This window comes from Streptomyces aurantiaciflavus, assembly GCF_049808595.1.
GTDB lineage: Bacteria > Actinomycetota > Actinomycetes > Streptomycetales > Streptomycetaceae > Streptomyces.
Genome location: NZ_JBNCAQ010000008.1, coordinates 56246 through 78880, shown reverse-complemented (window position 1 = coordinate 78880; position 22635 = coordinate 56246). Strand labels below are relative to the sequence as shown.

Below are 22635 nucleotides of genomic sequence, written 5' to 3'. Positions count from 1 at the left end.
GCTTACAGCACCTCCGGCGCGAGCGAGATGATCTTCATGAACTTCTTCTCGCGCAGCTCACGGCCGACCGGGCCGAAGATGCGGGTGCCGCGAGGGTCGCCGTCGTTCTTCAGAATGACGGCGGCGTTCTCGTCGAAGCGGATGTACGAGCCGTCCGGACGGCGGCGCTCCTTGACGGTGCGAACGATGACCGCCTTGACGACGTCACCCTTCTTCACGTTGCCACCGGGGATCGCGTCCTTGACGGTGGCGACGATGACGTCACCGATGCCCGCGTAGCGGCGACCGGAGCCACCGAGCACACGGATGCAAAGGATCTCCTTCGCACCAGTGTTGTCGGCGACACGCAGTCGCGACTCCTGCTGGATCACGTCTATCTCCTGATCGTCTGCCGGTTCCCTCCGGGGTTGAGCCGGAGAGCCTGGCGGAACTGTCCTGCGAGTAGCTCCCGCAGGAATTACTTAAGCCTCTTGCAGCGAAGACCCACGCGGGGCCGTGCACGCCCCGGGCCCGAGGGCCCGGGGCCGGCAAGCTCCGCCGGGGGCTTTCGCCCCGCCGACCCGGGGGTCTGGGGGCGTGAGCCCCCAGTGGGGCCGGGGGCGGAGCCCCGGCGGGGGCAGTGGGGGCGGAGCCCCCGCTTGATTACTTCGCCTTCTCGAGGATCTCGACGACGCGCCAGCGCTTCGTCGCGGACAGCGGCCGGGTCTCCATCAGGAGGACGCGGTCGCCGACACCCGCGGCGTTCTGCTCGTCGTGTGCCTTGAGCTTGTTCGTACGGCGGATGACCTTGCCGTACAGCGCGTGCTTGACGCGGTCCTCGACGGCGACGACGACGGTCTTGTCCATCTTGTCGCTGACGACGAGACCCTCACGGGTCTTGCGGAAGCCGCGCGCCTCTGCGTTCTCAGTCACGTTGTTCTCGCTCATCAGGCGTTCTCCACCGTTTCGATGCCCAGCTCACGCTCGCGCATCAGGGTGTAGATCCGCGCGATGTCCTTGCGGACCGCCTTCAGACGGCCGTGGTTCTCAAGCTGACCCGTCGCCGCCTGGAAGCGGAGGTTGAACAGCTCTTCCTTGGCCTCGCGGAGCTTCGCCAGAAGCTCCTCGTTGCCCAGCTCGCGCAGCTCGGACGCCTTGGTACCGGCCGACATCACGCTTCACCTGCCTCGCGCTTGACGATCCGGCACTTCATCGGCAGCTTGTGGGCCGCACGGGTCAGCGCCTCACGGGCGATCTTCTCGTTGGGGTACGACAGCTCGAACATCACGCGTCCGGGCTTGACGTTGGCGATCCACCACTCCGGAGAACCCTTACCGGAACCCATGCGGGTCTCGGCGGGCTTCTTGGTGAGCGGACGGTCCGGGTAGATGTTGATCCAGACCTTGCCACCACGCTTGATGTGACGCGTCATGGCGATACGAGCGGCCTCGATCTGACGGTTCGTCACGTACGCCGGGGTGAGCGCCTGGATGCCGTACTCGCCGAACGCAACCGTCGTGCCACCCTTGGCAGCGCCGGTGCGCTTGGGGTGGTGCTGCTTGCGGTGCTTGACCCTACGGGGGATCAGCATGTCGGTCAGGCCTCCGTTCCGGTGCTCTCAGCCGGAGCGGCGGCACCGGCCTCGGCCTGGGGGGCCTCGGCGGCGGGAGCCTGCTGCTGCGGCTTGCGACCGCGCCGCTCGCCACCACGGCCACCACGGGCCGGGCGGTCGGCGCCACCGCGGGCCGGGCGGTTACCCGCACGGGCGGCAGCGTTCTCGGCGCGGACCTCGGCGATGTTCTTGACGTCGCCCTTGTAGATCCAGACCTTCACACCGATGCGGCCGAAGGTCGTCTTGGCCTCGAAGAAGCCGTAGTCCACGTTCGCGCGGAGCGTGTGCAGGGGCACGCGGCCCTCGCGGTAGAACTCCGAGCGGGACATCTCGGCGCCGCCGAGGCGGCCACCGCACTGGATCTTGATGCCCTTGGCGCCGGCCTTCATGGCGGACTGCATGCTCTTGCGCATGGCCCGACGGAAGGAGACGCGGGAGGAGAGCTGCTCGGCGACGGCCTGGGCCACGAGCTGAGCGTCCGTCTCGGGGTTCTTGACCTCGAGGATGTTCAGCTGGACCTGCTTGCCCGTGAGCTTCTCGAGGTCGCCGCGGATGCGGTCGGCCTCGGCGCCACGGCGGCCGATGACGATGCCCGGACGCGCGGTGTGGATGTCCACGCGGACGCGGTCACGGGTGCGCTCGATCTCGACCTTGGAGATGCCGGCGCGCTCCATGCCGGACGTCATCATCCGACGGATGGCGACGTCTTCCTTGACGTAGTCCTTGTACAGCTTGTCGGCGTACCAACGCGACTTGAAGTCGGTCGTGACACCGAGCCGGAACCCATGCGGGTTAACCTTCTGGCCCATTACCGGGTTCCTTCCTTGCTGCTGACGACCACGGTGATGTGGCTGGTCCGCTTGCGGATCCGGTAGGCACGGCCCTGGGCACGCGGCCGGAACCGCTTCAGGGTCGGGCCCTCGTCGACGTACGCCTCGGAGATGTAGAGGCTGTCGGCGTCGGTGTGGTCGTAGTTGTGCGCGGCGTTGGCGATGGCGCTGTCGAGCACCTTGCCGACCGGCACGGAGGCTGCCTGCGGAGCGAATCGCAGAACAGCCTGGGCCTCCGTGGCGTCCATGCCACGGATGAGGTCCACCACACGGCGGGCCTTCATGGGCGTGACGCGGATGTACCGCGCCTGGGCCCTGGCTTCCATGGTTGTCCCTTCAGAGTTACTTACGTGTCTGAATGCGATCCGCTACTAGCGGCGCTTCGACTTCCGGTCTTCCTTGACGTGACCCCGGAAGGTGCGCGTCGGCGAGAACTCGCCGAGCTTGTGACCGACCATCGACTCGGTGACGAACACCGGGATGTGGGTCTTGCCGTTGTGCACCGCGAGCGTGTGGCCGAGCATGGCCGGCACGATCATGGAGCGACGGGACCAGGTCTTGATGACGTTCTTGGTGCCGGCTTCGTTCTGGGCGTCCACCTTCTTGATCAGGTGGTCGTCGACGAAGGGCCCCTTCTTGAGACTGCGCGGCATCTAAACCCGCTCCTAGCGCTTCTTGTTCGTCTTGCGGCGGCGGACGATGTACTTGTTCGACGCCTTCTTGGGCGAACGAGTACGACCTTCCTTCTGACCCCACGGGGAGACCGGGTGGCGACCACCGGAGGTCTTGCCCTCACCACCACCGTGCGGGTGGTCGACCGGGTTCATCGCGACACCACGGACAGTCGGGCGAACGCCCAGCCAGCGCTTACGGCCGGCCTTGCCCCAGTTGATGTTGCTCTGCTCGGCGTTGCCGACCTCGCCGACGGTGGCGCGGCAGCGCTGGTCGACCAGGCGGATCTCACCGGAGGGCATGCGGAGGTGGGCCATCGAGCCCTCCTTCGCGAGCAGCTGCACGGAGGCACCGGCGGAGCGGGCGAACTTGGCACCGCCACCGGGACGGAGCTCGATCGCGTGGATCGTGGTACCGACCGGGATGTTGCGGAGGGCCAGGTTGTTGCCCGGCTTGATGTCGGCCCCGGGACCGTTCTCGACACGGTCGCCCTGCGACAGGCCGCGCGGCGCGATGATGTAGCGCTTCTCGCCGTCGGCGTAGTGCAGCAGCGCGATGCGCGCGGTGCGGTTGGGGTCGTACTCGATGTGCGCGACCTTCGCCGGCACGCCGTCCTTGTCGTGACGACGGAAGTCGATCACGCGGTAGGCGCGCTTGTGGCCACCACCCTGGTGGCGGACGGTCACACGACCGGAGTTGTTACGGCCACCCTTGCTGTGCAGGGGGCGGACCAACGACTTCTCCGGCGTGGACCGCGTGACCTCGACGAAGTCGGCGACGCTGGAACCACGACGGCCCGGCGTAGTCGGCTTGTACTTGCGGATTCCCATTTCTCAGTCCTCGTCCGATATCGGACGATCCGGACCGCCCTCAGGCGGTCGGACCGCCGAAGATGTCGATACGGTCGCCCTCGGCGAGGGTCACGATCGCGCGCTTGGTCGCCGCGCGCTGGCCGAAGCCGGTGCGGGTCCGCTTGCGCTTGCCCTGGCGGTTGATCGTGTTGACCCCGGTGACCTTGACCGAGAAGACCGCCTGGACGGCCTGCTTGATCTGGGTCTTGTTGGCGTTCGGGTCGACGATGAACGTGTACTTGTTCTCGTCGAGGAGCGCGTAGCTCTTCTCCGACACGACCGGCTTCAGCAGGACGTCACGGGGGTCCGTGTACGCCTTGCTGGGCGCGGTGACGACGGTGTTCTTGCCCTCGGCGGCGTGGCGGCGCGCCTTGGCGACGCGCGCGGCCTTGGCGGCCTTCGCGGCCTTGGAGGCAATGCTCGGGTGACGCGTAGCCATCAGGCCTCGCTCCCTTCGGTGTCGTTGGCCTTCGGGCCGGCGACGAAGGACTCGAGAGCGGCCTGGGTGAAGACCACGTCGTCCGAGACGATCACGTCGTACGTGTTCAGCTGGCCCGGCTCCAGGATGTGGACCTGGGGCAGGTTGCGGGCGGACAGCCACGCGGCCTCGTCGGCACGCTCGACGACCAGGAGCAGGTTCTTGCGCTCCGAGATCTTGCCGAACAGCGTCTTGGCGGCCTTCGTGGACGGAGTGTCGCCCTCGATCACGCCGGTGACGACGTGGATGCGGTTGTGGCGGGCCCGGTCGGTGAGGGCGTGACGCAGGGCGGCAGCCTTCATCTTCTTCGGGGTCCGCTGCGAGTAGTCGCGCGGCTGCGGGCCGTGGACGACGCCACCGCCGGCGAACTGCGGCGCGCGGGTCGAACCCTGGCGGGCGCGGCCGGTGCCCTTCTGGCGGTACGGCTTCTTGCCGCCACCACGGACTTCACCGCGGGTCTTGGTCTTGTGCGTGCCCTGGCGGGCCGCGGCGTTCTGCGCGACGACGACCTGGTGGATCAGCGGGATGCTGACCTTCTCCACGCCGAAGATCTCCGCGGGGAGTTCGACGCTACCGGTCTTCTCGCCGGCAGGCGAAAGGATGTCAACAGTGCTCATCGGTTACCTCAGGCCCCCTTGGCCGCGGTGCGGACCAGGACGAGGCCGCCGTTCGGACCGGGAACCGCGCCCTTGATGAGCAGCAGACCCTTCTCCGCGTCAACGGCGTGGACGGTCAGGTTCTGGGTGGTGACCCGCTCGTTGCCCATGCGACCCGCCATGCGGAGGCCCTTGAACACGCGGCCCGGGGTGGCGCAGCCACCGATGGAACCGGGCGAGCGGTGCTTGCGCTGGGTACCGTGACCGGCACCGAGGCCACCGAAGTTGTGGCGCTTCATGACACCGGCGAAGCCCTTGCCCTTGCTCTTGCCGGTCACGTCGACCTTCACGCCGGCCTCGAACACCTCAGCGGTGATCTCCTGGCCCAGCGTGTACTCGGAGGCGTCCGCGGTGCGGATCTCGACGAGGTGGCGACGGGGGGTGACGTCGGCCTTGGCGAAGTGGCCCTTGAGGGGCTTGTTCACCTTGCGCGGGTCGATCTCGCCGAAGGCGATCTGGACGGACTCGTAGCCGTCGACGTCGTTCGTGCGGACCTGGGTCACGACATTCGGGCCGGCCTTGACGACGGTGACCGGAACAACGCGGTTGTTCTCGTCCCACACCTGCGTCATGCCGAGCTTCTCGCCCAGGATGCCCTTGATCTGCTTAGCCATTCTCAGATCACCGGCCTCAGAGCTTGATCTCGATGTCGACACCGGCCGGGAGGTCGAGTCGCATCAGAGAGTCAACGGTCTTGGGCGTCGGGTCGAGGATGTCGATCAGGCGCTTGTGCGTGCGCATCTCGAAGTGCTCGCGCGAGTCCTTGTACTTGTGCGGCGACTTGATGACGCAGTACACGTTCTTCTCAGTGGGCAGCGGCACCGGGCCCGCGACCGACGCACCAGTGCGGGTCACCGTCTCGACGATCTTCTTCGCCGAGGAGTCGATGACCTCGTGGTCGTAGGCCTTGAGCCGGATGCGGATCTTCTGTCCCGCCATGGCTACTCAGTAGTCCTGTCTCTTCTAACGCTCTGGAACCTGGTGTTCCCTACCCGATCCTCCGACCCACGCGGTCGGGCGTGTCGCGCTTCCACTGACACAGATGTCCCTTGTTCGAACATCCCTGCGGAATGCACACGGCCCTACCGGAACCGCAAGTCGAGGGCGGAAGGCCCACCGGGTGCCTGGTCGGTGCCGCGCCGACACTTCCCGGAAGATTCCCGTACGTCCGCCCCAGCGCTGCCGTGTGGCAGTTAGGGCGACGAGTACTGTGGGACTCGCTTCCGGTCCTCCCGGCGGGAGGCGCGCAGCATCAACACTCGACCGAGCAACTCGGACAGTCTGCCATATGGGGCAGGGCCCACGCCAATCGAGCCGGAGAGAATACCCCGGGCGTGACGCAGGTCAAACCGCGTGCGCCGGCTCAGGCACACCGTTGCCCGGCGAAGCCCTGCGGTTTCACTTCCCGCACCCCATGACACGATGGTTCGCGATCTCGGACAGGACACCTTTTTGTCGTCCGAGTCGTCCGGGGGCCGGACTCACCGCCGCTCGGCCCATGACTCCATCGTCTCCTCCAGCGTCCAGATGCGGACCTCCGCCTGGGCTCGAGACGCGTACAGATCCCGCTCGGCGACGATGCTCAGATCACCGGTGCCCAGCTGCTGGCACACAGCGTGCTCGGCCAGATCCATGCCTGTGCTGCCGCCGTCGCACAGCGAGGTGAGGAAGGTCCCGTCCCAAGTGCGCTCGTGCAGCACCCAGGGAGCTTCGCCGTCGGCGGTCTTGCGCAGCAGGTTCATGAAGGCCACGGCACGCTTGCGACGGGCGTCACCGTCCTTGATCTGGAAGACGTGGTTGCCGGTCTCGACCACGGTGGCGGTCGGCAGCACGAAGCGGACCTTCGCCTTCAGCCTGGCGTCCATCTCCGCCAGAACAGCCGCACGATGTGCGTTCATATGAGGCACGTCGAGGATCTCCACGAAGACCGACGTGTCCAGAAAGTCGACGACGGGCAGTCGCAGCCCAGGGCGACGCTGACTGCTCACGGACTCACAGACTCCTCAGGAAATCCTCGACACTGGTCACGCCCGACTCCCGGGGACGCACGGCGTCCGGCAGACGATTCTTGGTGACCGCGTCGCCCAGGTCACCAGCTGCCAGGAGGTCCACGTACCCGGGCAGCTCCGTGAGGCGGGTCAGGACACTCTCCCCCGACCGTGGGTCCCTGCTGCACACGACGACACCGGAATGATCCTGCGCCGAGAGGGAGTTCAGCAGAGCCGGACTGTGAGTCGTGAACAACACCTCGACGCGCCGGTTCTGTGCCTCTTCCCGCATCAGAGTCAGCACCCGAGCGGCCTGGGTGGGATAGAGACCGTTCTCGATCTCCTCGACCACGAGGAGGCGGGCGGGCTTCAGAAGATCAGCCGCGCATGACGGCGCGGGAACATCGACGAGTGCCGTTCCGAACGCCAGGAACCGGAGCATGCCGTCACTGAGCAGCCGTGCCGGCATCTCGTGCACAGTGCCGTGAAACCCGGCCTCGTGCAGAACGAGTTGCACATCACCGAGCGAGGTCCGGACCACATCCAGTTCCGTCACGGGATACTCCGGCATCCCCGCGACCAACTCCTTGATCCGGCTGAACGCCCGCCGGTCCTTGCCGCGCAGTTCCGCCAGCACCGCGCTCAGGTTGTCGGCGCTTCGGCGCAGCTCGACATCGCGCTCGCTGACATAGCGACGCATGAGGTGGGGGACCGGGTCCAGGAGGAAGATCTCCCGAATCGCGGCGAGGACCCGTTCAGCGGCCTCGTTGACCAGGTGACCGGCGTTCGTCGCCCCCGGCACCCAGGCCTTCACATGATCAAGGGCCAGTCGATCCGCCCAGATCACCCCCGCGCGTTCGAGCTCACGTCTGCCGTTGAAGTACCGAAGAAGCCTGAAGCCTGGTTCACCGTCCGCAGGGGTGACCGTGAGCAGTTCGCGTCCGGCGCCCAGGCGCCTACCGCCGTAGCGGACTCCTTCGACCGCGACAAGTCGTTCCGCGCTGATGCGGACCTCAGGACGAACATCGATGTCCAGATCGAAGTCGTAAACGGCGTCGCCCGCCCTCACCCTGCATCCGATGGAGAACGAGTCGCTCCCCAGCGGAGGGCACCCTTCGGCACCACCTCTGATCGGCTCCTCGCCTCCGGTCCGCGGGCCGTCCAGGGCGTCCCTCACCGGCTCGCCCAGCACCAACCGAGACAGCACGGTCAGAGCGTCCAGCGCATTGGACTTGCCACTGCCGTTGCGCCCGATCAACACGGTGAGGTCCTGTAGGGGGAGGCGCTGATCGGTGAAGCTCTTGAAAGAGGTCAGACGCACCTCCTCCAGACGGGGAGTCTCCACCGGTCACCTCTCTCACTCGCTCCGAACCGGCACTGCTCTGCCCCCAGCTAAGCAGCAGGCCTCACAAGCCGTCCAACCCCCGAAAACGACCAGGCCCGCGAGACGGCGGGCGACGTCCTGGGCCGCCTGGCAGACGCCAACCCGTTTGGACGACCTCGTGGACCACAGCCCGTACTCGTTCCTGGTCTCCCTGAACAACCCCGTCCCGGTGTCCGGCCCGCTGTCCTCGGGACTGCCGTCCGACGCCGAGATGGCAGCGACGATCCGGTCGTCGACCACGCGCCGCCCGGAGGACACCCCGCCGGCCCGGGTCTTCACACCACAAGATGACGTGCCCCTCGCCCGCGAGGCGAAGGGCACCGGTCGCGCACGGCGGTGGGCCTGTTCCCCGTCAGCGCACGTCGACGTAGTCGGCCGTGCTGGTCGCGGCGCCGGTCGTCGTGTCGCCGGAGTAGACCCAGCGGAACGAGCCGTCCGTGGAGGCGGTGACCGTGGTCCTGAGGGCGCCGGTACTGCTGGAGGTGGCCTTCTTGACCGTCTTGAAGGAGGCGGCGCCCCTCGCGCGGAACTGGAGGCTCACGCTACGGCCGCTGTAGGCGCCGTACTTCTTGGTGCTCCAGTTCGCCCGGGTCAGGCTGCCCGTGACGGTGATCGTCCTGCCCTTGGTGACCGGCTCCGGTGAGGCGTTGGCGGTGACCTTCGCCGCCCTCCTGAGCTGGACGGTCTGCGGCCGCGTCTCGTACTCCTGGGCCTTGAGGCCGCCGTCGGCCTTGAACAGGCGCAGCGCCACGGCGACCTTCCACGTGGTGGCATCGCTGTTGGAGTCGACGTGCTCCTGGCTCGGGAGCGGGTCGATGTAGAGGCTGCCCGCGCACCGCGCCTTCTGGGAGCTGAGCTCGTAGCAGGTGTACACGCCGGGTCCGATGAAGTTCTCCCCGGTGTCGGCCGCCGTCTTCGGGTTGCCGCGGTAGATGAAGGGATACGCGTCGTAGCGGAACGGGTCAGCGGTGCTGTACCCGGAGGGCAGGGTGATGGTGAACGTGAGGGACGGCTCCACCTCCTTCGACGTGCCGACCACGATCGGCTTGCCCTTGTTGATGACGATGTCCGACACGGTGACACCGGTGTCCGCCGCCTGGGCCGCCGGCGCACTGAGCACCGAGACGCCCAGCGCGCCCGCTAGCGTGGCCGCCGCGACGAATCGTCTGCCTGTTCTCATTCACACCTCTCCGTGGGGTGCAGACACAAAGAGCGGCAGAGTATCCGATGGCGTGATCATGTCGCCCGGCAAGATCCGTACGGCGGCGTCGGGCGCGCCCCGCGTCCCGGGGGCTCACCACCGGAACAGCACCCCGCGCCAGGTCCATCCCGCGCCGAGGACCGCGTTCAGCAGGGGGTTCCTCATGTCGCGGGAGTCGAAGCGGAACGTCTCGACCTTGCGCCGGCGCCCATCGGGGCCCTTCTCGTACGTCCACCGCCTGGACACCGAGACGGCCGGCCCCCTGCCGTACTGCCTTCCGGTGCCCTCGGACGCGGGCGCCCAGCGCTCCTCCAGGACCCGGACCTCCCGCTCCCCCGGCACGAACCGCATCCGCGTCCTGAGCGTCGTCCTCAGCTCGGGCACCCGCCACTCGGCCACCAGGTCGGCCTTCTCCCCGGGCAGCGCCTCCCGCACCCGGAACGGCACACCCGCGCGCCCGAGCCCGAGCAGCACGGCCCGAAGCTCCGGTGTGGGGACGGGCGTGACACCCCTGTCCGGGTATCGGGTGCCGGTGAACTTGTCCCTCAGACGGCCCCACATCGATTCTCTCCCCCCGTACTCCTGCACGACCCTCGCCATGATCGCCGCTGCCGTCGCTTACTTCACCCCCATGACGCGCACGGTCCCCGGGACAGCCGTGAGGAGGCCCGCCCGAACGGCATGAGTACGGGCCGCGATGCCCGGGGACGGCCGCCGCTGAGGAAGTCGGGCTCCGGCCGACGACGGAACGGACCCGGCCCGGCGATGACTTCCCGAGCACGCGAAGGGGCCCGTACGACCGAAGTCGTACGGGCCCCTTCAGGCCTCTTCAGGTCAACTGACCCGGGTCAGGCCGAACGTCGAGCAAGGAGAACTTACTTGACGATCTTGGTGACCTGGCCGGCGCCCACGGTGCGACCACCCTCGCGGATGGCGAACTTCAGGCCCTCTTCCATGGCGACGGGCTGGATGAGCTCCACCTTCATCTCGGTGTTGTCACCCGGCATGACCATCTCGGTGCCCTCGGGGAGGTGCACGACGCCGGTCACGTCCGTCGTACGGAAGTAGAACTGCGGACGGTAGTTGTTGAAGAACGGCGTGTGGCGGCCACCCTCGTCCTTGGACAGGATGTAGGCCTGCGCCTCGAACTCGGTGTGCGGGGTGACCGAGCCCGGCTTGATGATGACCTGGCCGCGCTCGACGTCCTCGCGCTTGATGCCACGGAGCAGCAGACCGACGTTCTCACCGGCCTGGCCCTCGTCGAGCAGCTTGCGGAACATCTCGATACCGGTGACCGTGGTGGTGGTCTTCTCGGTCTTGATGCCGATGATGTCGACGGTCTCGTTGACCTTGAGGACACCACGCTCGATACGGCCGGTGACGACCGTACCGCGACCGGTGATCGTGAAGACGTCCTCGATCGGCATCAGGAACGGCTTGTCGACGTCACGCTCGGGCTCCGGGATGGAGGTGTCGACGGCGTTCATCAGCTCGAGGACCGACTCGGTCCACTTCGCGTCGCCCTCGAGGGCCTTCAGCGCGGAGACGCGGACGACCGGCAGGTCGTCGCCCGGGAACTCGTACTCGGAGAGGAGCTCACGGACCTCGAGCTCGACGAGCTCCATGATCTCCTCGTCGTCCACCATGTCGGCCTTGTTCAGGGCGACGACGATGTACGGCACGCCGACCTGGCGGGCCAGGAGCACGTGCTCCTTGGTCTGCGGCATCGGGCCGTCGGTCGCGGCGACCACCAGGATCGCGCCGTCCATCTGGGCGGCACCGGTGATCATGTTCTTGATGTAGTCCGCGTGACCCGGGCAGTCGACGTGGGCGTAGTGACGCGCCTCGGTCTGGTACTCGACGTGCGCGATGGAGATGGTGATACCGCGCTGACGCTCTTCGGGCGCCTTGTCGATGTTGTCGAACGGGGTGGCCTCGTTCAGGTCCGGGTACGCGTCGTGCAGCACCTTGGTAATGGCGGCCGTGAGGGTCGTCTTACCGTGGTCGATGTGACCGATGGTGCCGATGTTGACGTGCGGCTTAGTCCGCTCGAACTTCGCCTTCGCCACTGGGGTCCTCCTGTGGAGTGGTTCTGTACGCCTTACTTCATCGGCGCCAGGTGATCTTTGCTGTTCAAAACCCGGGCCCCGGGGCAAACATCCGTGATTGCGGGTGTTTGCCCCTCAAGGCTCCGGAGTCAAGCCTACGGCGTACGGACGGGGTCCGTTACTCGCCCTTGGCCTTCGCGATGATCTCCTCGGCGACGTTCCGCGGAACCTCGGCGTAGGAGTCGAACTGCATCGAGTAGCTTGCGCGACCCGACGTCTTGCTGCGGAGGTCGCCGACGTAGCCGAACATCTCCGACAGGGGCACGAGGCCCTTCACGACGCGGGCACCCGCCCGCTCCTCCATGGCCTGGATCTGGCCACGGCGGGAGTTGATGTCGCCGATGACCTCGCCCATGTAGTCCTCGGGCGTGGTGACCTCGACGGCCATCATCGGCTCGAGCAGCACGGGGCTGGCCTTGCGCGCGGCCTCCTTGAAGGCCTGCGAACCGGCGATCTTGAACGCGAGCTCGGAGGAGTCGACCTCGTGGTAGGCACCGTCGAGCAGCGTCACGCGGACACCGGTCATCTCGTAACCGGCGAGGATGCCGAACTGCATGGCCTCCTGCGCACCGGCGTCGACCGAGGGGATGTACTCCTTCGGCACGCGGCCACCGGTGACCTTGTTGACGAACTCGTAGGACGTGTCGCCACCCTCGATGGGCTCGATCGCGATGATCACGCGAGCGAACTGGCCGGTACCACCCGTCTGCTTCTTGTGGGTGAACTCGACCTTCTCGACGGCCTTGCGGATCGTCTCACGGTACGCGACCTGCGGCTTGCCGACGTTGGCCTCGACCTTGAACTCACGGCGCATACGGTCGACCAGCACCTCGAGGTGCAGCTCGCCCATACCACCGATGATGGTCTGGCCGGTCTCCTCGTCCGAGTGGACCTGGAAGGACGGGTCCTCCTCGGCCAGGCGCTGGATCGCGATGCCCAGCTTCTCCTGGTCGCCCTTCGACTTGGGCTCGATGGCGACCTGGATGACCGGGGCCGGGAAGTCCATGGACTCCAGGATCACCGGGTTCTTCTCGTCAGCCAGCGTCTCACCGGTGGTGGTCTGCTTCAGGCCCATGACGGCGACGATGTCGCCGGCGCCCACCGACTCGATCTCCTCACGCTTGTTGGCGTGCATGCGGTAGATCTTGCCGATGCGCTCCTTGCGGCCCTTGACCGAGTTGAGCACGGCGGAGCCGGACTCGAGGCGGCCGGAGTAGACGCGCACGAAGGTGAGCTTGCCGAGGTGCGGGTCGCTCATGATCTTGAACGCCAGCGCCGACAGCGGCTCGTCGTCGGACGGCTTGCGCCGGACGACCGTCTCCGGGTCCTTGACGTCGTGGCCCTCGATGGCCTCGATGTCGACCGGCGACGGCAGGTAGCGCACGACCGCGTCGAGCAGGGGCTGAACGCCCTTGTTCTTGAACGCGGTGCCGCAGAACACGGGGGTGACGGTGGTGCCGCCGCCCTTGCCGGACGCGATGGTGATCCGACGGATCGCCGCGTAGAGCTGCTCCTCGGAGGGCTCGGTGCCCTCGAGGTACAGCTCCATGAGCTCCTCGTCGTTCTCCGCGACGGCCTCGAGCAGCTTGCCGCGCCACTCCTCGGCGGCCTCGGCGTGGGTGTCCGGGATGTCGACGGTGTCGTACATCTCGCCCTTGGTCGCCTCGGCGGACCAGACGAGGGCCTTCATCTTCACGAGGTCGATGACGCCCTTGAAGTCCGCCTCCGCGCCGATCGGCAGCTGCATGACGAGCGGCTGCGCACCCAGGCGGTCGACGATCATGTCGACACAGCGGTGGAACTCGGCACCGGTCCGGTCGAGCTTGTTGACGAAGCAGATACGCGGAACGCCGTAGCGGTCCGCCTGACGCCACACCGTCTCGGACTGGGGCTCGACGCCGGCGACGCCGTCGAACACCGTCACGGCACCGTCGAGCACGCGCAGGGAACGCTCCACCTCGACGGTGAAGTCGACGTGGCCCGGCGTGTCGATGATGTTGATGGTGTGGTCGACGTCTTCCAGCGCCCAGTGGCAGGTGGTGGCAGCAGAGGTGATCGTGATGCCACGCTCCTGCTCCTGCTCCATCCAGTCCATGGTGGCAGCGCCGTCGTGGACCTCACCGATCTTGTACGAAACGCCGGTGTAGAACAGGATCCGCTCGGTGGTGGTCGTCTTGCCCGCGTCGATGTGGGCCATGATGCCGATGTTGCGCACCTTGGCCAGGTCAAGCGAAGTGGTAGCCATAAGGCTTCAGTCTTCTCTCGGTCTCGATGTGGACTGCGACTACCAGCGGTAGTGCGCGAAGGCCTTGTTGGACTCGGCCATCTTGTGCGTGTCCTCGCGCTTCTTCACAGCGGCGCCGAGGCCGTTGGACGCGTCGAGGAGCTCGTTCAGCAGACGCTCGGTCATGGTCTTCTCGCGACGGGCGCGGGAGTAGCCGACGAGCCAGCGCAGCGCCAGGGTGTTGGCACGGCCGGGCTTGACCTCGACCGGGACCTGGTAGGTGGCGCCACCGACACGGCGGGACTTGACCTCGATGGTCGGCTTGATGTTCTCGAGAGCGCGCTTGAGCGTGATGACCGGGTCGTTGCCGGTCTTGTCGCGCAGGCCCTCCATGGCGCCGTAGACGATGCGCTCGGCAGTCGAGCGCTTGCCGTTCAGCAGCACCTTGTTGATCAGGGAGGTCACCAGAGGAGAACCGTAGACCGGGTCGATGATGACCGGGCGCTTCGGGGCGGGGCCCTTACGAGGCATTCTTACTTCTCCTTCTTGGCGCCGTAACGGCTGCGGGCCTGCTTGCGGTTCTTGACACCCTGGGTGTCGAGGGAGCCGCGGATGATCTTGTAGCGAACACCCGGCAGGTCCTTCACACGGCCGCCGCGCACGAGCACGATGGAGTGCTCCTGCAGGTTGTGTCCCTCACCCGGAATGTAAGCGGTGACCTCGATCCCGCTGGTCAGACGCACACGCGCGACCTTACGCAGGGCCGAGTTCGGCTTCTTCGGGGTGGTCGTGAACACACGCGTGCAGACGCCGCGACGCTGAGGGGAACCCTCGAGTGCGGGCGTCTTGTTCTTCTCGACCTTGTCCTGCCGGCCCTTGCGGACCAGCTGCTGGATCGTAGGCACTACTTCTCCGGTTTCTGTGTGCCGATGGGTACAGCTAACCTGGAACTTCGCCGACCCACGCGGTCGGGTGTGTCGAATCCCGCGGACCTCCGCCGCCAGGCAGAAAGAAGCGCAGATTACGGTGGCCGCTCTTTGCCCCGGTGCGGTTACAGGCACGCACGAGGGCCAGGGCACACCCCAGGCACAAGGTCTGAGCGTACCCAGCGCACTGACTCCGGTCAAAACAAAAGCAACGCCACCGGCACGCCGACCGGAGCGAGACGTGTGACCTGCGTTTATGTGAAGGTACGGGCTTCTGCCACTGCGGCCGGGTACCCGTAACCGGAACGCTCACCGCGTTCGGGAGTGCCTGTTTTCCCCGGGGCGGGCATGTGTTATGGGGCTCGTTACCCGCGCAGAGAGCTTTCATGCGTCGCCGGGCTGTCCGCCGAGTCCGCCGGCCTGTCCGCCGGAGCCTCCGGGCGCGGCGGCACCGCCGTGTCGTGCCCCACGAAGTACGTCGGGCGGTTCTGTACGGCCGTGTAGATACGGCCGACGTACTCGCCGAGCAGGCCCACGCAGATCAGCTGGACCGCGCCGATGAACAGGACGCCGGTGAAGAGGGAGGTCCAGCCCGGGACGGTGTGGTCGAAGGCGTGGGCGCTGAGGGTGTAGACCATCAGGGCCAGGCAGACCAGGAACGAGAAGCCCCCGAGCCAGGTGGCGATCCGCAGCGGGGCCGCGGAGAAGCCGGTGACGCTGTCGACCGCGAGCCGGATCATCCGGCCCAGGGGGTACTTGCTCTGGCCCGCCGGGCGCGGGGCGCGTTCGTAGGTGACCTGGCCGCTGGGGAAGCCGAGCCAGGGCACGAGGAGGCGGTAGACGCGCTGCTGGTCGGGGAGGGACTTCAGGGCGTCGACGGCGGCCCGGCTGAGCAGCCGGAAGTCGCCGGCCTGGGCGGGGACCGAGGGCCCGGCCAGACGGCGCACCAGGCGGTAGTAGAGGCCGGCCGTCCACCGCTTGAACCCCGTGTCGCTGGCCCGGTCGGCCCGGATGCCGTAGACGATGTCGAGGTCCTCGCGTCGGGCCAGCTCGAGCATGTCGGGGATCTTCTCGGGCGGGTCCTGGAGGTCGGCGTCGAGGCTCACGACGTAGGCGCCGAGCGCCCGGTCCAGGCCCGCGGTGAGGGCGGCCTGGTGGCCGGAGTTGCGGCGCAGGCCGATCACCCGCAGTTGCGGCCAGCCCAGCTGGAAGGCGGCGAGGAGTTCGGCGGTACGGTCGGTACTGCCGTCGTCGACGGCGACCACCTCGTAGGGGACGCCCAGACCCGCGAGGACCGGGCGCAACCTGCTGACCAGCGCGGGAAGGACCTCCTCCTCGTTGTACATCGGTATGACGACCGACAAGACGGTCGGTGGACTCGTTGTTTCCATGACCTCAGCCACCCGCCCCTCCCCCAACCGCTGGCGCGAATGTGCGACTCTGTTGCGATCTTATGACTGACACTTCACGATCATCCGGGCAGTGGTGCCGCCCCGGGGACCCGGTGATCGGGGCCGAGGGGGGTCCACACTCATGAGCACGGCTTCCAGTGACGCGGCGACGGATCCCGCCGTGCCCGACGAGCAGGAGGAGCGGTCCCCGAGGAGCCGCCGCCTGACCCTGCCGGCCGGTGTACGACCGTACCTTGCCCCGCTGATCCTGTACGGCGTCACGAAGCTCGTCGGACTCACCGTCTTCGCGTTCCTGCTGGAGGCCGCCGGGGACTTCCGCAAGAAGGAGCCGCGGTTCGGCGGGGGCGCGCACTGGTGGGACGTCCTGGCCACCTGGGACGGCTGGTGGTACCTGCAGGTCGCCGAGAAGGGGTACGACCCGCGCCCGCTGGAGCGGCTCGACTCCACGGGCCTGTTCACGGTCAAGCAGAACTCCGTCGCCTTCTTCCCGCTGTACCCGGGTCTGATCCGGGGCGTCTCCGAGATCACCGGGCTCGGCCTGTTCGGGTCGGGGATCCTCGTCTCGGTGATCGCGTCCTTCTTCGCGGCCGCCGGCATCTACGCCGTGATCTCGCTGCTGGCGGGCGCCCGGGCGGGCACGATAGCGGCCGGGCTGTGGGCCGTGGCGCCCGGTGCGGGCGTCGAGTGGGCGGTGTACTCGGAGTCCCTGTTCGTGGCGATCGCGGCCTGGTGCTGCTACTGCGTGATGAAGCGCCGCTGGGTGGCGGCCGGGCTGCTCGCCTTCGTGGCCGGACTGAACCGGCCGACCTCCGCGGCGCTCATAGGCGCGGTCGGGCTGGCCGCGATCGTGACGCTGGCGCGGCGGGAGAGCCGACGCGAGCACGGTGTGGCGGGGCCGGTGTACGCGATGTTCGCCGCGCCGCTCGGCCTGCTCACCTACATCGCGTGGGTCGGCCTGAGCATGGGCGATCTGACGGCGTACTTCACGCTCCAGCGGGAGGGGTGGGCGCACTACTTCGACTTCGGCGCCTACACCCTCGACGTGCTGGGCAACACGGCCATCGGGCACAACAACTACCTGTTCGCCTTCTCCGTGCCCGATCTGCTCGCCGTGCAGCTGGTGCTGGCGCTGCCCTTCCTGGTCGCGCTGATGCTGCGCAAGAAGCCGCCGCTGGTGCTGGTCGCGTACACGCTGGCGAGCATCGTCACCGTGCTGGGCACCCAGCAGATGTTCGGCAACACCCCCCGCTACCTGCTGCCCTGCTTCCCGCTGCTGCTGGCGCCGGCGGCGGCGATGGGCCGGCTGAAGCTGCCCAGCCTGGTGGTGTTCTTCTCGACGGCGGCGGTGGCGTCGGGATGGTACGCGCACTACGTGATGTTCGAGCTGGGCATCCCGTAGGCCCCGTGGGGCGCGGAGGGCGGCAGGGGTCAGGGCCCGCCGGACGACGCGCTCGTCGCAAGAATCATGAACGTCAGGAACAGCGCCCAGCCCGCCACGGACAGCCAGCCCAGGATCAGACCGGCCAGGGCGAAGCCGTCACCGCCCTGGCCGGTGCGGCGGATCTCGGCGCGCGCCGTGTGCCCCAGGATCACCGCGGGGATGCCGGTGAGTCCCGCCGTCATCGTGGTGAGGACACCGCAGACCATCGCGCCGACCGCCTTGCCGTTCGTGGGCGGCGGCGGGGCGGGCAGGAACGTGCGCGGCACCGCGGGGTACGGCTGGGCCGGCGGGACGGAGGGCTGTACGGCGACGGGGCCCTGCGGCAGGTCGGCGACGAGCAGGGACAGCTCGCCGACCGTACGGGCCTCGTACGCCCGGGCGACGCGCCGGTCGAACTCGGCCTGCTGAAGGCGGCCCTCGGCGAAACCCGCTCTGAGCACGTCCACGGCGCGCTCGCGATCGGCGTGGGACGCGAGCATCGACGGACTGCTCTGCGCCTGCCACGGCTGCCATGGCGACGGATACGACACGGACACCTCCCCCGGACGGCTTGAATGCCTCCATCATTCCCCTACGCTCCGGATCCCGCGATGGTTCCCCCGCCCGAACCGCCGATTCCGTCGCCGTGTGTCGCGGGTGACTTCTCGCCTGCGCGCCGCCGGGCCCGGTCATCGTGTCCGGCGTCGGTTCGTCCCGCGGGCCGCGCGTTCGGCCGCGAAGACGTCCTCCAGGCGGAAGAGCTGGGCCCGGCCCGCCTTGCCGGCGGGTTTCAGGTGGCCCAGCTGGACCCACTTGCGGATGGTCGCGGGGGCGACGCCGACCTCCTGGGCGGCCAGGGGGCCGGGGATGAGGGTGGGGCGGTCGGGGCCGTTCGTTCCGCTCACGCGCGCTGCCACTCCCCCTCGTCCCAGGTGTGCCGGTAGGCGGGGTCGTCGTGGCAGCCGCAGTCCGGCTCCGGGCAGCGGCAGGCCGGGTTGACGCAGAGGACGGCGCCGCGGTCGGGAAAGGCCCGCAACGACACCGAGTCGCACCAGGGGCAGCGCCCGGACACCCGTACGACCGTCTCGGTGTCCCCCAGCGCACGGGCGCAGCGGCGCGCCATCCGCCGGGTCTCGTCGCGCACGTGCGCGGCCAGGACGGGGTCGGCGGCGATGGCGTCGAGGAGGGAGGCGATCCGCCGGAGCCGCTCGGGCACGGGGGCGCGGCGCGCACGGGGCAGGCGGAGGCGCTCGCGTACGGCCTCCTCCAGTTCGACGACGCCGTCGGAGATGTCCCGGAGGGCGTCGGAGACGTGCAGGCGGAGCGGGGCCGCGCTGTGCCCGGGGGCGACGAGTCCGTGCCGCTGCTGGAGCAGCAGCGCCTCCTCCCGCTCGGCACGCAGCCGCGCGGCGAGGTCGGCGGGCGGCGGGGTCGGCGCGGAGCGGTGGGCGGGGGTGGTACGGCCCGGGACCAGCTCGGCGGCGAGTTCGGGGAGCTGCTGGAGGAGTTGGGTGATCCAGAGCGCGGTCTGGGTGGTGGGGTGGCCGTCGGGCGGGGTGAGGCGGGCGTCGGTGGGGTGTGGGGCTGTGGGATGTGCGGCTGTGGGGTGTGGGGCCGTCGAGTGTGGGGCCGGGGGGTGGTCTTCCGCCGGGTGGCTCCGGGCAGGGTGAGCGTCCGCGGGGTGGACTCCGGCGGGGCGGGCGGCGGCCTCGGCCGGTCGGTTCGCGGACTGGCGAGATGCTGCCGGTCGGCTCTGGGACGAGTCGGGTGCTGCCGGTCGGTTCAGGGACGAGCCGGTTGCTGCCGGTCGGTTCAGGGACGAGCCGGTTGCCGCCGGTCGGCTGACGGGCAGTCGGCCTGCTGCCGGTCGGTTCACGGGTCGAGGGCCTGCGGCCGCTCGGGCCTGTGCCACGCCGGCCTCCGCCGACTGGTTCCCGGCCGCTCGCCCCTCGGTGACTCGGCGCTCGGCCGTCTGCCGCTCCGACAGCGGGCCTTCAGCCGCTCGGTCCTCCGTCAGTCGGTCCTCGGTCACGCAACCCTCCACCGGTCGGCCCTTGTTCGGTCGGTTCTCAGCCAAGGAGGCCTCCCCGGAGGGTCGATGCGGAGGTCGGTACGGACGGAGTCCCGGCCGCGGGCGCCAGGTGGGTCGGTACGGCGACCGGGCGACCGGAGCGCCACAGGCGGCCTCCACAGACTCCGTCGAACCAGTTCTCCGCCGGCGCCACCGCCTCCTCGCAGGCGCTGCGCACCGCACAGCGGGCGCAGGCGCGCAGGGCGGGGGCGGCCTCCTTGGCCTTCTTGGAGAAGACGACCCGTGGGGGCAGCCCGGCGCAGGCGGCCGCGGTCTGCCAGGCATCCCGGTCGGCACGGCGGGACGGGGACGGACGTAGGCGGGCCGGCGGGCACGAGTCGGCCACGGGCATGGAACCTCCTGGAACGGTTCGGGAACGAGGTCATGTGAAACGAACGCCCTCCAGAGTACAGATTGCGTGCGCGCTCGCAATGTATTTCGGTCACGATCCATCACGCACGCCCCTGCGCCGGTCACCCCACCAGACCTCCGCATATCCCGCCGACTTTCCTCGATGCTTGCACGAGAGCACGTAATTCCGCGCGCGCAAGCAAGCTAAACTCGGCCCCACCCCCGAAGGAAGCGAGCAGACATGACCAGCCAGGATCTGGACGCGTTCGCCGCGTGGGTCGAAGACCTGATGCGCGACCGCGGCTACGACATCGACAGTCCACGCGGCGGCGGAAAGTCGCGGATCGCGGACGAGGCGGGCGTGCACCGCGCGGCCGTCACCCGTCTGCTGCAGCGGCAGAGCATGCCCGACCTCGAGACCACGCGCCGCCTCGCGCGCGTGCTCGGCGTTCCGGTGCGCGACATGCTCATCCGCTCGGGCCGGCTCACCGCCGAGGAACTCGCCGACCCGCAGGACTGCTTGGCCGCGCCCCCGCTCGGCACGGAGTCCGGCCGCCGCCCCACCCTGGAGGAGGTCGCCGACCTGCTCGGCGTGCCCGCCGACCGGCGGGAGATGTTCGTCAGAGTGGTGGAGCAGTTCCTGCCGAACGACGACGAGACGGCGGTGCGGCAGCGGCGCGAGGAGCGGCGGATCTTGGCGGAGGCCACTGCGGCGACATCCCCCGGCGCCGGCTGATCCCCTTCAGCCGGCCCCGCCGACGCCGGCCGCCGACTACGGGCACCCGTGGGCCGACGGGTGCACCCGAGCCGCGGACACGGTCTCCGCCTCTCCGCGGCACGCTCTTCACCTGACCCGCAGCTCCCACAGCTCCCACAGTCGCCGTCGAACCCAACAGCCCCCACAGCCCCCGACCGTCACCGTTGGACCCGTCCCACCTCCTGGCTCCCACCTCGCACTCCCACCCCTCCAGCGCCCTCCGCCGCGATTGCCCCGCCGATTTAGTTGCGTGCGCGCACGCTCGTCTGTCACAGTTGGTGCAGCGGCGGAGCTGTGCCCGCGGCCCCCGAGCGGGCCGCACCCGCCGCCGTACGCCGGGCCGAGGCGCCGCGCGCCTCCCCCGACCGCCCCCGCGCGGCGCCCGCCCGGCGGCCTTCCCCTTCTTCCCGGCGAGGTGACCCGGCAGATGACCACACCCACCCCACCGAGCGCCTTCCCGGACGTCGAGGCCCTGGTCGTCGACATCCTGGAGGCCGACTCGGCCCTCTCCACGGCGCTCGTCACCGTCGAGCCGCCGTCGGACTTCAACGGCACGACCGCGGCCGTGCTCGTCAACCGGCGCGGCGGCGCCTGGATCGGCGAACTCCACGTCGACCAGCCGCTGATCGAGCTGGAGGTGTACGGCCCGACCAAGCAGGCCGCGCACGTCCTGGCCAACTCCGCCCGCCGCGCCCTGATGGCCGCGGCCGGCAACCGCTACGGCACCAACCTCATCACCGAGGTGGAGGAGCAGGACGGCCCGCGCTGGCTGCCCGACTACCTCTACAACGCGGCCAACCGCTACGTGACCGTGCTCAAGGTGTTCATCGACGTCTACTGACGACGTCCTCGGACGTCTCCTGACGTCCCCGCGCGGCCCGGACCACCCGTGCGCCGCGCCCCACAGACCGAAGGCCCTGCCTGTCGCATCCGGCGATCCGGCGGGGCCTTCGCCGTACCCGGAACGGCCGGGGACGGCACCCCGCACCACCCACACCCCTAGGCGAGGAGACCCACCCATGGCAGGCACCAACACCTCCGAGATCCGCATCGCCGGAGTCGGCCGGCTCTATGTCGCCGCCGCCGACACCGACATCCCGACGACCTTCTCCAGCGACACCGCCACCGACTGGGCCGGCTGGAAGAACCTCGGCTTCACCTCCGGTGAGGGCGTCACCTTCAGCAAGAAGGACAAGCTGGAGCCGGTCGACGTGTGGCAGGCGGTCAGCCCGGTGCACTTCGTGTACTCGGACCGCGACCTCACGCTGAAGTTCACGCTGCTGCAGTTCAACGAGGACACGCTGCCGTTCTTCATGGGCGGCGGCGCGGTCGAGGCCGTCACCGGCTCGACGGGCGTCTACAAGTACGAGATCGCCGACCGCCCGTACGCCGACGTGCGCGCCCTCGGTCTGGAGTTCACCGACGTCCGCGCCGGCGACGGCGCCGGCGTGACCTACCGCTTCGGCATCCCGCGCGGCCAGGTCACGGCGGCGGACGACATCAAGCTGGCCCGCAAGTCCCCGGCCCAGCTCGGGATCACCTACACCGCGATGGCCTCCGCCGACGGTTCGCCGCTGGCCGGCTTCGTGATGAAGGACGCCGCGTACGCCGCGTCCTGACCCCCCGGGGGGGGGGGGGGGGGGGGGGGGGGGGCCCCCCCCCCCCCCCCCCCCCCCCCCCCCCCCCCCCCCCCCCCCCCCCCCCCCGCCCCCCCC

General features: G+C 68.9%; 29 protein-coding genes. 4 read left to right on the top strand and 25 right to left on the bottom strand.

Features of this window, described 5'->3' with window-relative positions; translation table 11 throughout:
- Positions 1-2 precede the first annotated feature (2 nt).
- The 21 genes from rplN to ACPT94_RS10960 all read right to left on the bottom strand — a co-directional run bounded on the left by rplN (position 3) and on the right by ACPT94_RS10960 (position 16300).
- Positions 3-371, bottom strand: coding sequence for a 50S ribosomal protein L14 (gene rplN / locus ACPT94_RS11060; RefSeq protein ID WP_003998823.1), 369 nt, complete (start codon positions 369-371; stop codon positions 3-5).
- A gap of 271 nt (positions 372-642) precedes the next feature.
- Positions 643-927 (bottom strand): 30S ribosomal protein S17, encoded by a 285-nt coding sequence (gene rpsQ, locus ACPT94_RS11055; protein ID WP_067249205.1) that lies wholly within the window; start codon positions 925-927, stop codon positions 643-645.
- Entirely contained in the window at positions 927-1151 is a 225-nt protein-coding gene (gene rpmC / locus ACPT94_RS11050; RefSeq protein ID WP_007494763.1) for a 50S ribosomal protein L29, read from the bottom strand. The genes rpsQ and rpmC overlap by 1 nt, the downstream gene beginning before the upstream one ends.
- The gene (rplP, locus tag ACPT94_RS11045) at positions 1151-1570 is read right to left on the bottom strand and encodes a 50S ribosomal protein L16 (protein ID WP_189933363.1); all 420 of its coding nucleotides are present in this window, start codon (positions 1568-1570) and stop codon (positions 1151-1153) included. The genes rpmC and rplP overlap by 1 nt, the downstream gene beginning before the upstream one ends.
- Positions 1571-1575: 5 nt before the next feature.
- Complete coding sequence (gene rpsC / locus ACPT94_RS11040) at positions 1576-2400, bottom strand: 30S ribosomal protein S3 (protein ID WP_189933361.1); 825 nt, start codon at positions 2398-2400, stop codon at positions 1576-1578.
- Positions 2400-2747: a 50S ribosomal protein L22 gene (gene rplV, locus ACPT94_RS11035; protein WP_019329637.1), complete on the bottom strand. Its 348-nt coding sequence runs from the start codon at positions 2745-2747 to the stop codon at positions 2400-2402. Before rplV ends, rpsC begins: the two co-directional genes overlap by 1 nt.
- Positions 2748-2792: 45 nt before the next feature.
- Positions 2793-3074 carry a 30S ribosomal protein S19 gene (gene rpsS, locus ACPT94_RS11030; protein WP_023547380.1) on the bottom strand — a complete coding sequence of 94 codons (282 nt, stop codon included), beginning with the start codon at positions 3072-3074 and terminating at the stop codon, positions 2793-2795.
- 12 nt (positions 3075-3086) lie between these two features.
- Positions 3087-3923, bottom strand: a complete 837-nt coding sequence (rplB, locus tag ACPT94_RS11025; RefSeq protein ID WP_360332146.1) for a 50S ribosomal protein L2 — start codon at positions 3921-3923, stop codon at positions 3087-3089.
- 40 nt (positions 3924-3963) lie between these two features.
- The gene (rplW, locus tag ACPT94_RS11020; protein ID WP_264924822.1) at positions 3964-4383 is read right to left on the bottom strand and encodes a 50S ribosomal protein L23; all 420 of its coding nucleotides are present in this window, start codon (positions 4381-4383) and stop codon (positions 3964-3966) included.
- Positions 4383-5039: a 50S ribosomal protein L4 gene (gene rplD / locus ACPT94_RS11015; RefSeq protein ID WP_360332142.1), complete on the bottom strand. Its 657-nt coding sequence runs from the start codon at positions 5037-5039 to the stop codon at positions 4383-4385. Before rplD ends, rplW begins: the two co-directional genes overlap by 1 nt.
- Positions 5040-5047: 8 nt before the next feature.
- On the bottom strand, positions 5048-5692 hold the full coding sequence (gene rplC / locus ACPT94_RS11010) for a 50S ribosomal protein L3 (protein ID WP_103781446.1): 645 nt from the start codon (positions 5690-5692) through the stop codon (positions 5048-5050).
- A gap of 16 nt (positions 5693-5708) precedes the next feature.
- Positions 5709-6017: a 30S ribosomal protein S10 gene (rpsJ, locus tag ACPT94_RS11005; RefSeq protein ID WP_003948644.1), complete on the bottom strand. Its 309-nt coding sequence runs from the start codon at positions 6015-6017 to the stop codon at positions 5709-5711.
- A 542-nt stretch (positions 6018-6559) separates the two neighbouring features.
- Positions 6560-7066, bottom strand: a complete 507-nt coding sequence (locus tag ACPT94_RS11000; RefSeq protein ID WP_425245734.1) for a hypothetical protein — start codon at positions 7064-7066, stop codon at positions 6560-6562.
- A gap of 4 nt (positions 7067-7070) precedes the next feature.
- Positions 7071-8411 (bottom strand): AAA family ATPase, encoded by a 1341-nt coding sequence (locus tag ACPT94_RS10995; protein WP_360332138.1) that lies wholly within the window; start codon positions 8409-8411, stop codon positions 7071-7073.
- 391 nt (positions 8412-8802) lie between these two features.
- Positions 8803-9630, bottom strand: a complete 828-nt coding sequence (locus ACPT94_RS10990; protein ID WP_425245733.1) for a hypothetical protein — start codon at positions 9628-9630, stop codon at positions 8803-8805.
- Positions 9631-9744: 114 nt separating this feature from the next.
- A complete protein-coding gene (locus ACPT94_RS10985) occupies positions 9745-10212 on the bottom strand; it encodes a hypothetical protein (protein WP_425245732.1) in 468 nt (155 codons plus the stop codon).
- Positions 10213-10526: 314 nt separating this feature from the next.
- Complete coding sequence (tuf, locus tag ACPT94_RS10980; protein ID WP_360332130.1) at positions 10527-11720, bottom strand: elongation factor Tu; 1194 nt, start codon at positions 11718-11720, stop codon at positions 10527-10529.
- 157 nt (positions 11721-11877) lie between these two features.
- Positions 11878-14004 (bottom strand): elongation factor G, encoded by a 2127-nt coding sequence (fusA, locus tag ACPT94_RS10975; RefSeq protein ID WP_360332127.1) that lies wholly within the window; start codon positions 14002-14004, stop codon positions 11878-11880.
- Positions 14005-14043: 39 nt separating this feature from the next.
- Positions 14044-14514, bottom strand: a complete 471-nt coding sequence (rpsG, locus tag ACPT94_RS10970; protein ID WP_168371942.1) for a 30S ribosomal protein S7 — start codon at positions 14512-14514, stop codon at positions 14044-14046.
- Between the two features lie 2 nt (positions 14515-14516).
- Positions 14517-14888, bottom strand: coding sequence for a 30S ribosomal protein S12 (gene rpsL / locus ACPT94_RS10965; protein ID WP_003948652.1), 372 nt, complete (start codon positions 14886-14888; stop codon positions 14517-14519).
- A 386-nt stretch (positions 14889-15274) separates the two neighbouring features.
- Complete coding sequence (locus tag ACPT94_RS10960; protein WP_425245731.1) at positions 15275-16300, bottom strand: glycosyltransferase family 2 protein; 1026 nt, start codon at positions 16298-16300, stop codon at positions 15275-15277.
- Between the two features lie 142 nt (positions 16301-16442).
- On the opposite strand from ACPT94_RS10960, the gene ACPT94_RS10955 reads away from it, so the two are divergent.
- Positions 16443-17720 (top strand): hypothetical protein, encoded by a 1278-nt coding sequence (locus ACPT94_RS10955; RefSeq protein WP_360332124.1) that lies wholly within the window; start codon positions 16443-16445, stop codon positions 17718-17720.
- A gap of 29 nt (positions 17721-17749) precedes the next feature.
- Here the strand turns inward: ACPT94_RS10955 and ACPT94_RS10950 are convergent, their stop codons facing one another.
- The 4 genes from ACPT94_RS10950 to ACPT94_RS10935 all read right to left on the bottom strand — a co-directional run bounded on the left by ACPT94_RS10950 (position 17750) and on the right by ACPT94_RS10935 (position 20164).
- The gene (locus ACPT94_RS10950) at positions 17750-18292 is read right to left on the bottom strand and encodes a DUF1707 and DUF4190 domain-containing protein (RefSeq protein ID WP_360332122.1); all 543 of its coding nucleotides are present in this window, start codon (positions 18290-18292) and stop codon (positions 17750-17752) included.
- A gap of 138 nt (positions 18293-18430) precedes the next feature.
- Positions 18431-18646, bottom strand: coding sequence for a MerR family transcriptional regulator (locus tag ACPT94_RS10945; RefSeq protein WP_360332119.1), 216 nt, complete (start codon positions 18644-18646; stop codon positions 18431-18433).
- Positions 18643-19773: a hypothetical protein gene (locus tag ACPT94_RS10940; RefSeq protein WP_425245730.1), complete on the bottom strand. Its 1131-nt coding sequence runs from the start codon at positions 19771-19773 to the stop codon at positions 18643-18645. Before ACPT94_RS10940 ends, ACPT94_RS10945 begins: the two co-directional genes overlap by 4 nt.
- A gap of 37 nt (positions 19774-19810) precedes the next feature.
- Positions 19811-20164: a WhiB family transcriptional regulator gene (locus ACPT94_RS10935; RefSeq protein ID WP_425245729.1), complete on the bottom strand. Its 354-nt coding sequence runs from the start codon at positions 20162-20164 to the stop codon at positions 19811-19813.
- A 240-nt stretch (positions 20165-20404) separates the two neighbouring features.
- On the opposite strand from ACPT94_RS10935, the gene ACPT94_RS10930 reads away from it, so the two are divergent.
- From ACPT94_RS10930 to ACPT94_RS10920, 3 genes are all read left to right on the top strand, one after another.
- A complete protein-coding gene (locus ACPT94_RS10930; RefSeq protein WP_360332110.1) occupies positions 20405-20899 on the top strand; it encodes a helix-turn-helix domain-containing protein in 495 nt (164 codons plus the stop codon).
- Between the two features lie 448 nt (positions 20900-21347).
- Entirely contained in the window at positions 21348-21761 is a 414-nt protein-coding gene (locus ACPT94_RS10925; RefSeq protein ID WP_360332107.1) for a phage tail termination protein, read from the top strand.
- Between the two features lie 178 nt (positions 21762-21939).
- A complete protein-coding gene (locus ACPT94_RS10920) occupies positions 21940-22539 on the top strand; it encodes a phage tail tube protein (protein ID WP_360332104.1) in 600 nt (199 codons plus the stop codon).
- Positions 22540-22635 lie beyond the last annotated feature (96 nt).

Excerpts from the sequence above, each read along its gene's own strand:
- rpsQ (WP_067249205.1), bottom strand. The coding sequence starts at position 927 with ATGAGCGAGAACAACGTGACTGAGAACGCAGAGGCGCGCGGCTTCCGC.
- rpmC (WP_007494763.1), bottom strand. The coding sequence starts at position 1,151 with ATGTCGGCCGGTACCAAGGCGTCCGAGCTGCGCGAGCTGGGCAACGAG.
- rplP (WP_189933363.1), bottom strand. The coding sequence starts at position 1,570 with ATGCTGATCCCCCGTAGGGTCAAGCACCGCAAGCAGCACCACCCCAAG.
- rpsC (WP_189933361.1), bottom strand. The coding sequence starts at position 2,400 with ATGGGCCAGAAGGTTAACCCGCATGGGTTCCGGCTCGGTGTCACGACC.
- rplV (WP_019329637.1), bottom strand. The coding sequence starts at position 2,747 with ATGGAAGCCAGGGCCCAGGCGCGGTACATCCGCGTCACGCCCATGAAG.
- rpsS (WP_023547380.1), bottom strand. The coding sequence starts at position 3,074 with ATGCCGCGCAGTCTCAAGAAGGGGCCCTTCGTCGACGACCACCTGATC.
- rplB (WP_360332146.1), bottom strand. The coding sequence starts at position 3,923 with ATGGGAATCCGCAAGTACAAGCCGACTACGCCGGGCCGTCGTGGTTCC.
- rplW (WP_264924822.1), bottom strand. The coding sequence starts at position 4,383 with ATGGCTACGCGTCACCCGAGCATTGCCTCCAAGGCCGCGAAGGCCGCC.
- rplD (WP_360332142.1), bottom strand. The coding sequence starts at position 5,039 with ATGAGCACTGTTGACATCCTTTCGCCTGCCGGCGAGAAGACCGGTAGC.
- rplC (WP_103781446.1), bottom strand. The coding sequence starts at position 5,692 with ATGGCTAAGCAGATCAAGGGCATCCTGGGCGAGAAGCTCGGCATGACG.
- rpsJ (WP_003948644.1), bottom strand. The coding sequence starts at position 6,017 with ATGGCGGGACAGAAGATCCGCATCCGGCTCAAGGCCTACGACCACGAG.
- ACPT94_RS10990 (WP_425245733.1), bottom strand. The coding sequence starts at position 9,630 with ATGAGAACAGGCAGACGATTCGTCGCGGCGGCCACGCTAGCGGGCGCG.
- ACPT94_RS10985 (WP_425245732.1), bottom strand. The coding sequence starts at position 10,212 with ATGTGGGGCCGTCTGAGGGACAAGTTCACCGGCACCCGATACCCGGAC.
- fusA (WP_360332127.1), bottom strand. The coding sequence starts at position 14,004 with ATGGCTACCACTTCGCTTGACCTGGCCAAGGTGCGCAACATCGGCATC.
- rpsG (WP_168371942.1), bottom strand. The coding sequence starts at position 14,514 with ATGCCTCGTAAGGGCCCCGCCCCGAAGCGCCCGGTCATCATCGACCCG.
- ACPT94_RS10960 (WP_425245731.1), bottom strand. The coding sequence starts at position 16,300 with ATGGAAACAACGAGTCCACCGACCGTCTTGTCGGTCGTCATACCGATG.
- ACPT94_RS10955 (WP_360332124.1), top strand. The coding sequence starts at position 16,443 with ATGAGCACGGCTTCCAGTGACGCGGCGACGGATCCCGCCGTGCCCGAC.
- ACPT94_RS10935 (WP_425245729.1), bottom strand. The coding sequence starts at position 20,164 with ATGCCCGTGGCCGACTCGTGCCCGCCGGCCCGCCTACGTCCGTCCCCG.
- ACPT94_RS10930 (WP_360332110.1), top strand. The coding sequence starts at position 20,405 with ATGACCAGCCAGGATCTGGACGCGTTCGCCGCGTGGGTCGAAGACCTG.
- ACPT94_RS10925 (WP_360332107.1), top strand. The coding sequence starts at position 21,348 with ATGACCACACCCACCCCACCGAGCGCCTTCCCGGACGTCGAGGCCCTG.
- ACPT94_RS10920 (WP_360332104.1), top strand. The coding sequence starts at position 21,940 with ATGGCAGGCACCAACACCTCCGAGATCCGCATCGCCGGAGTCGGCCGG.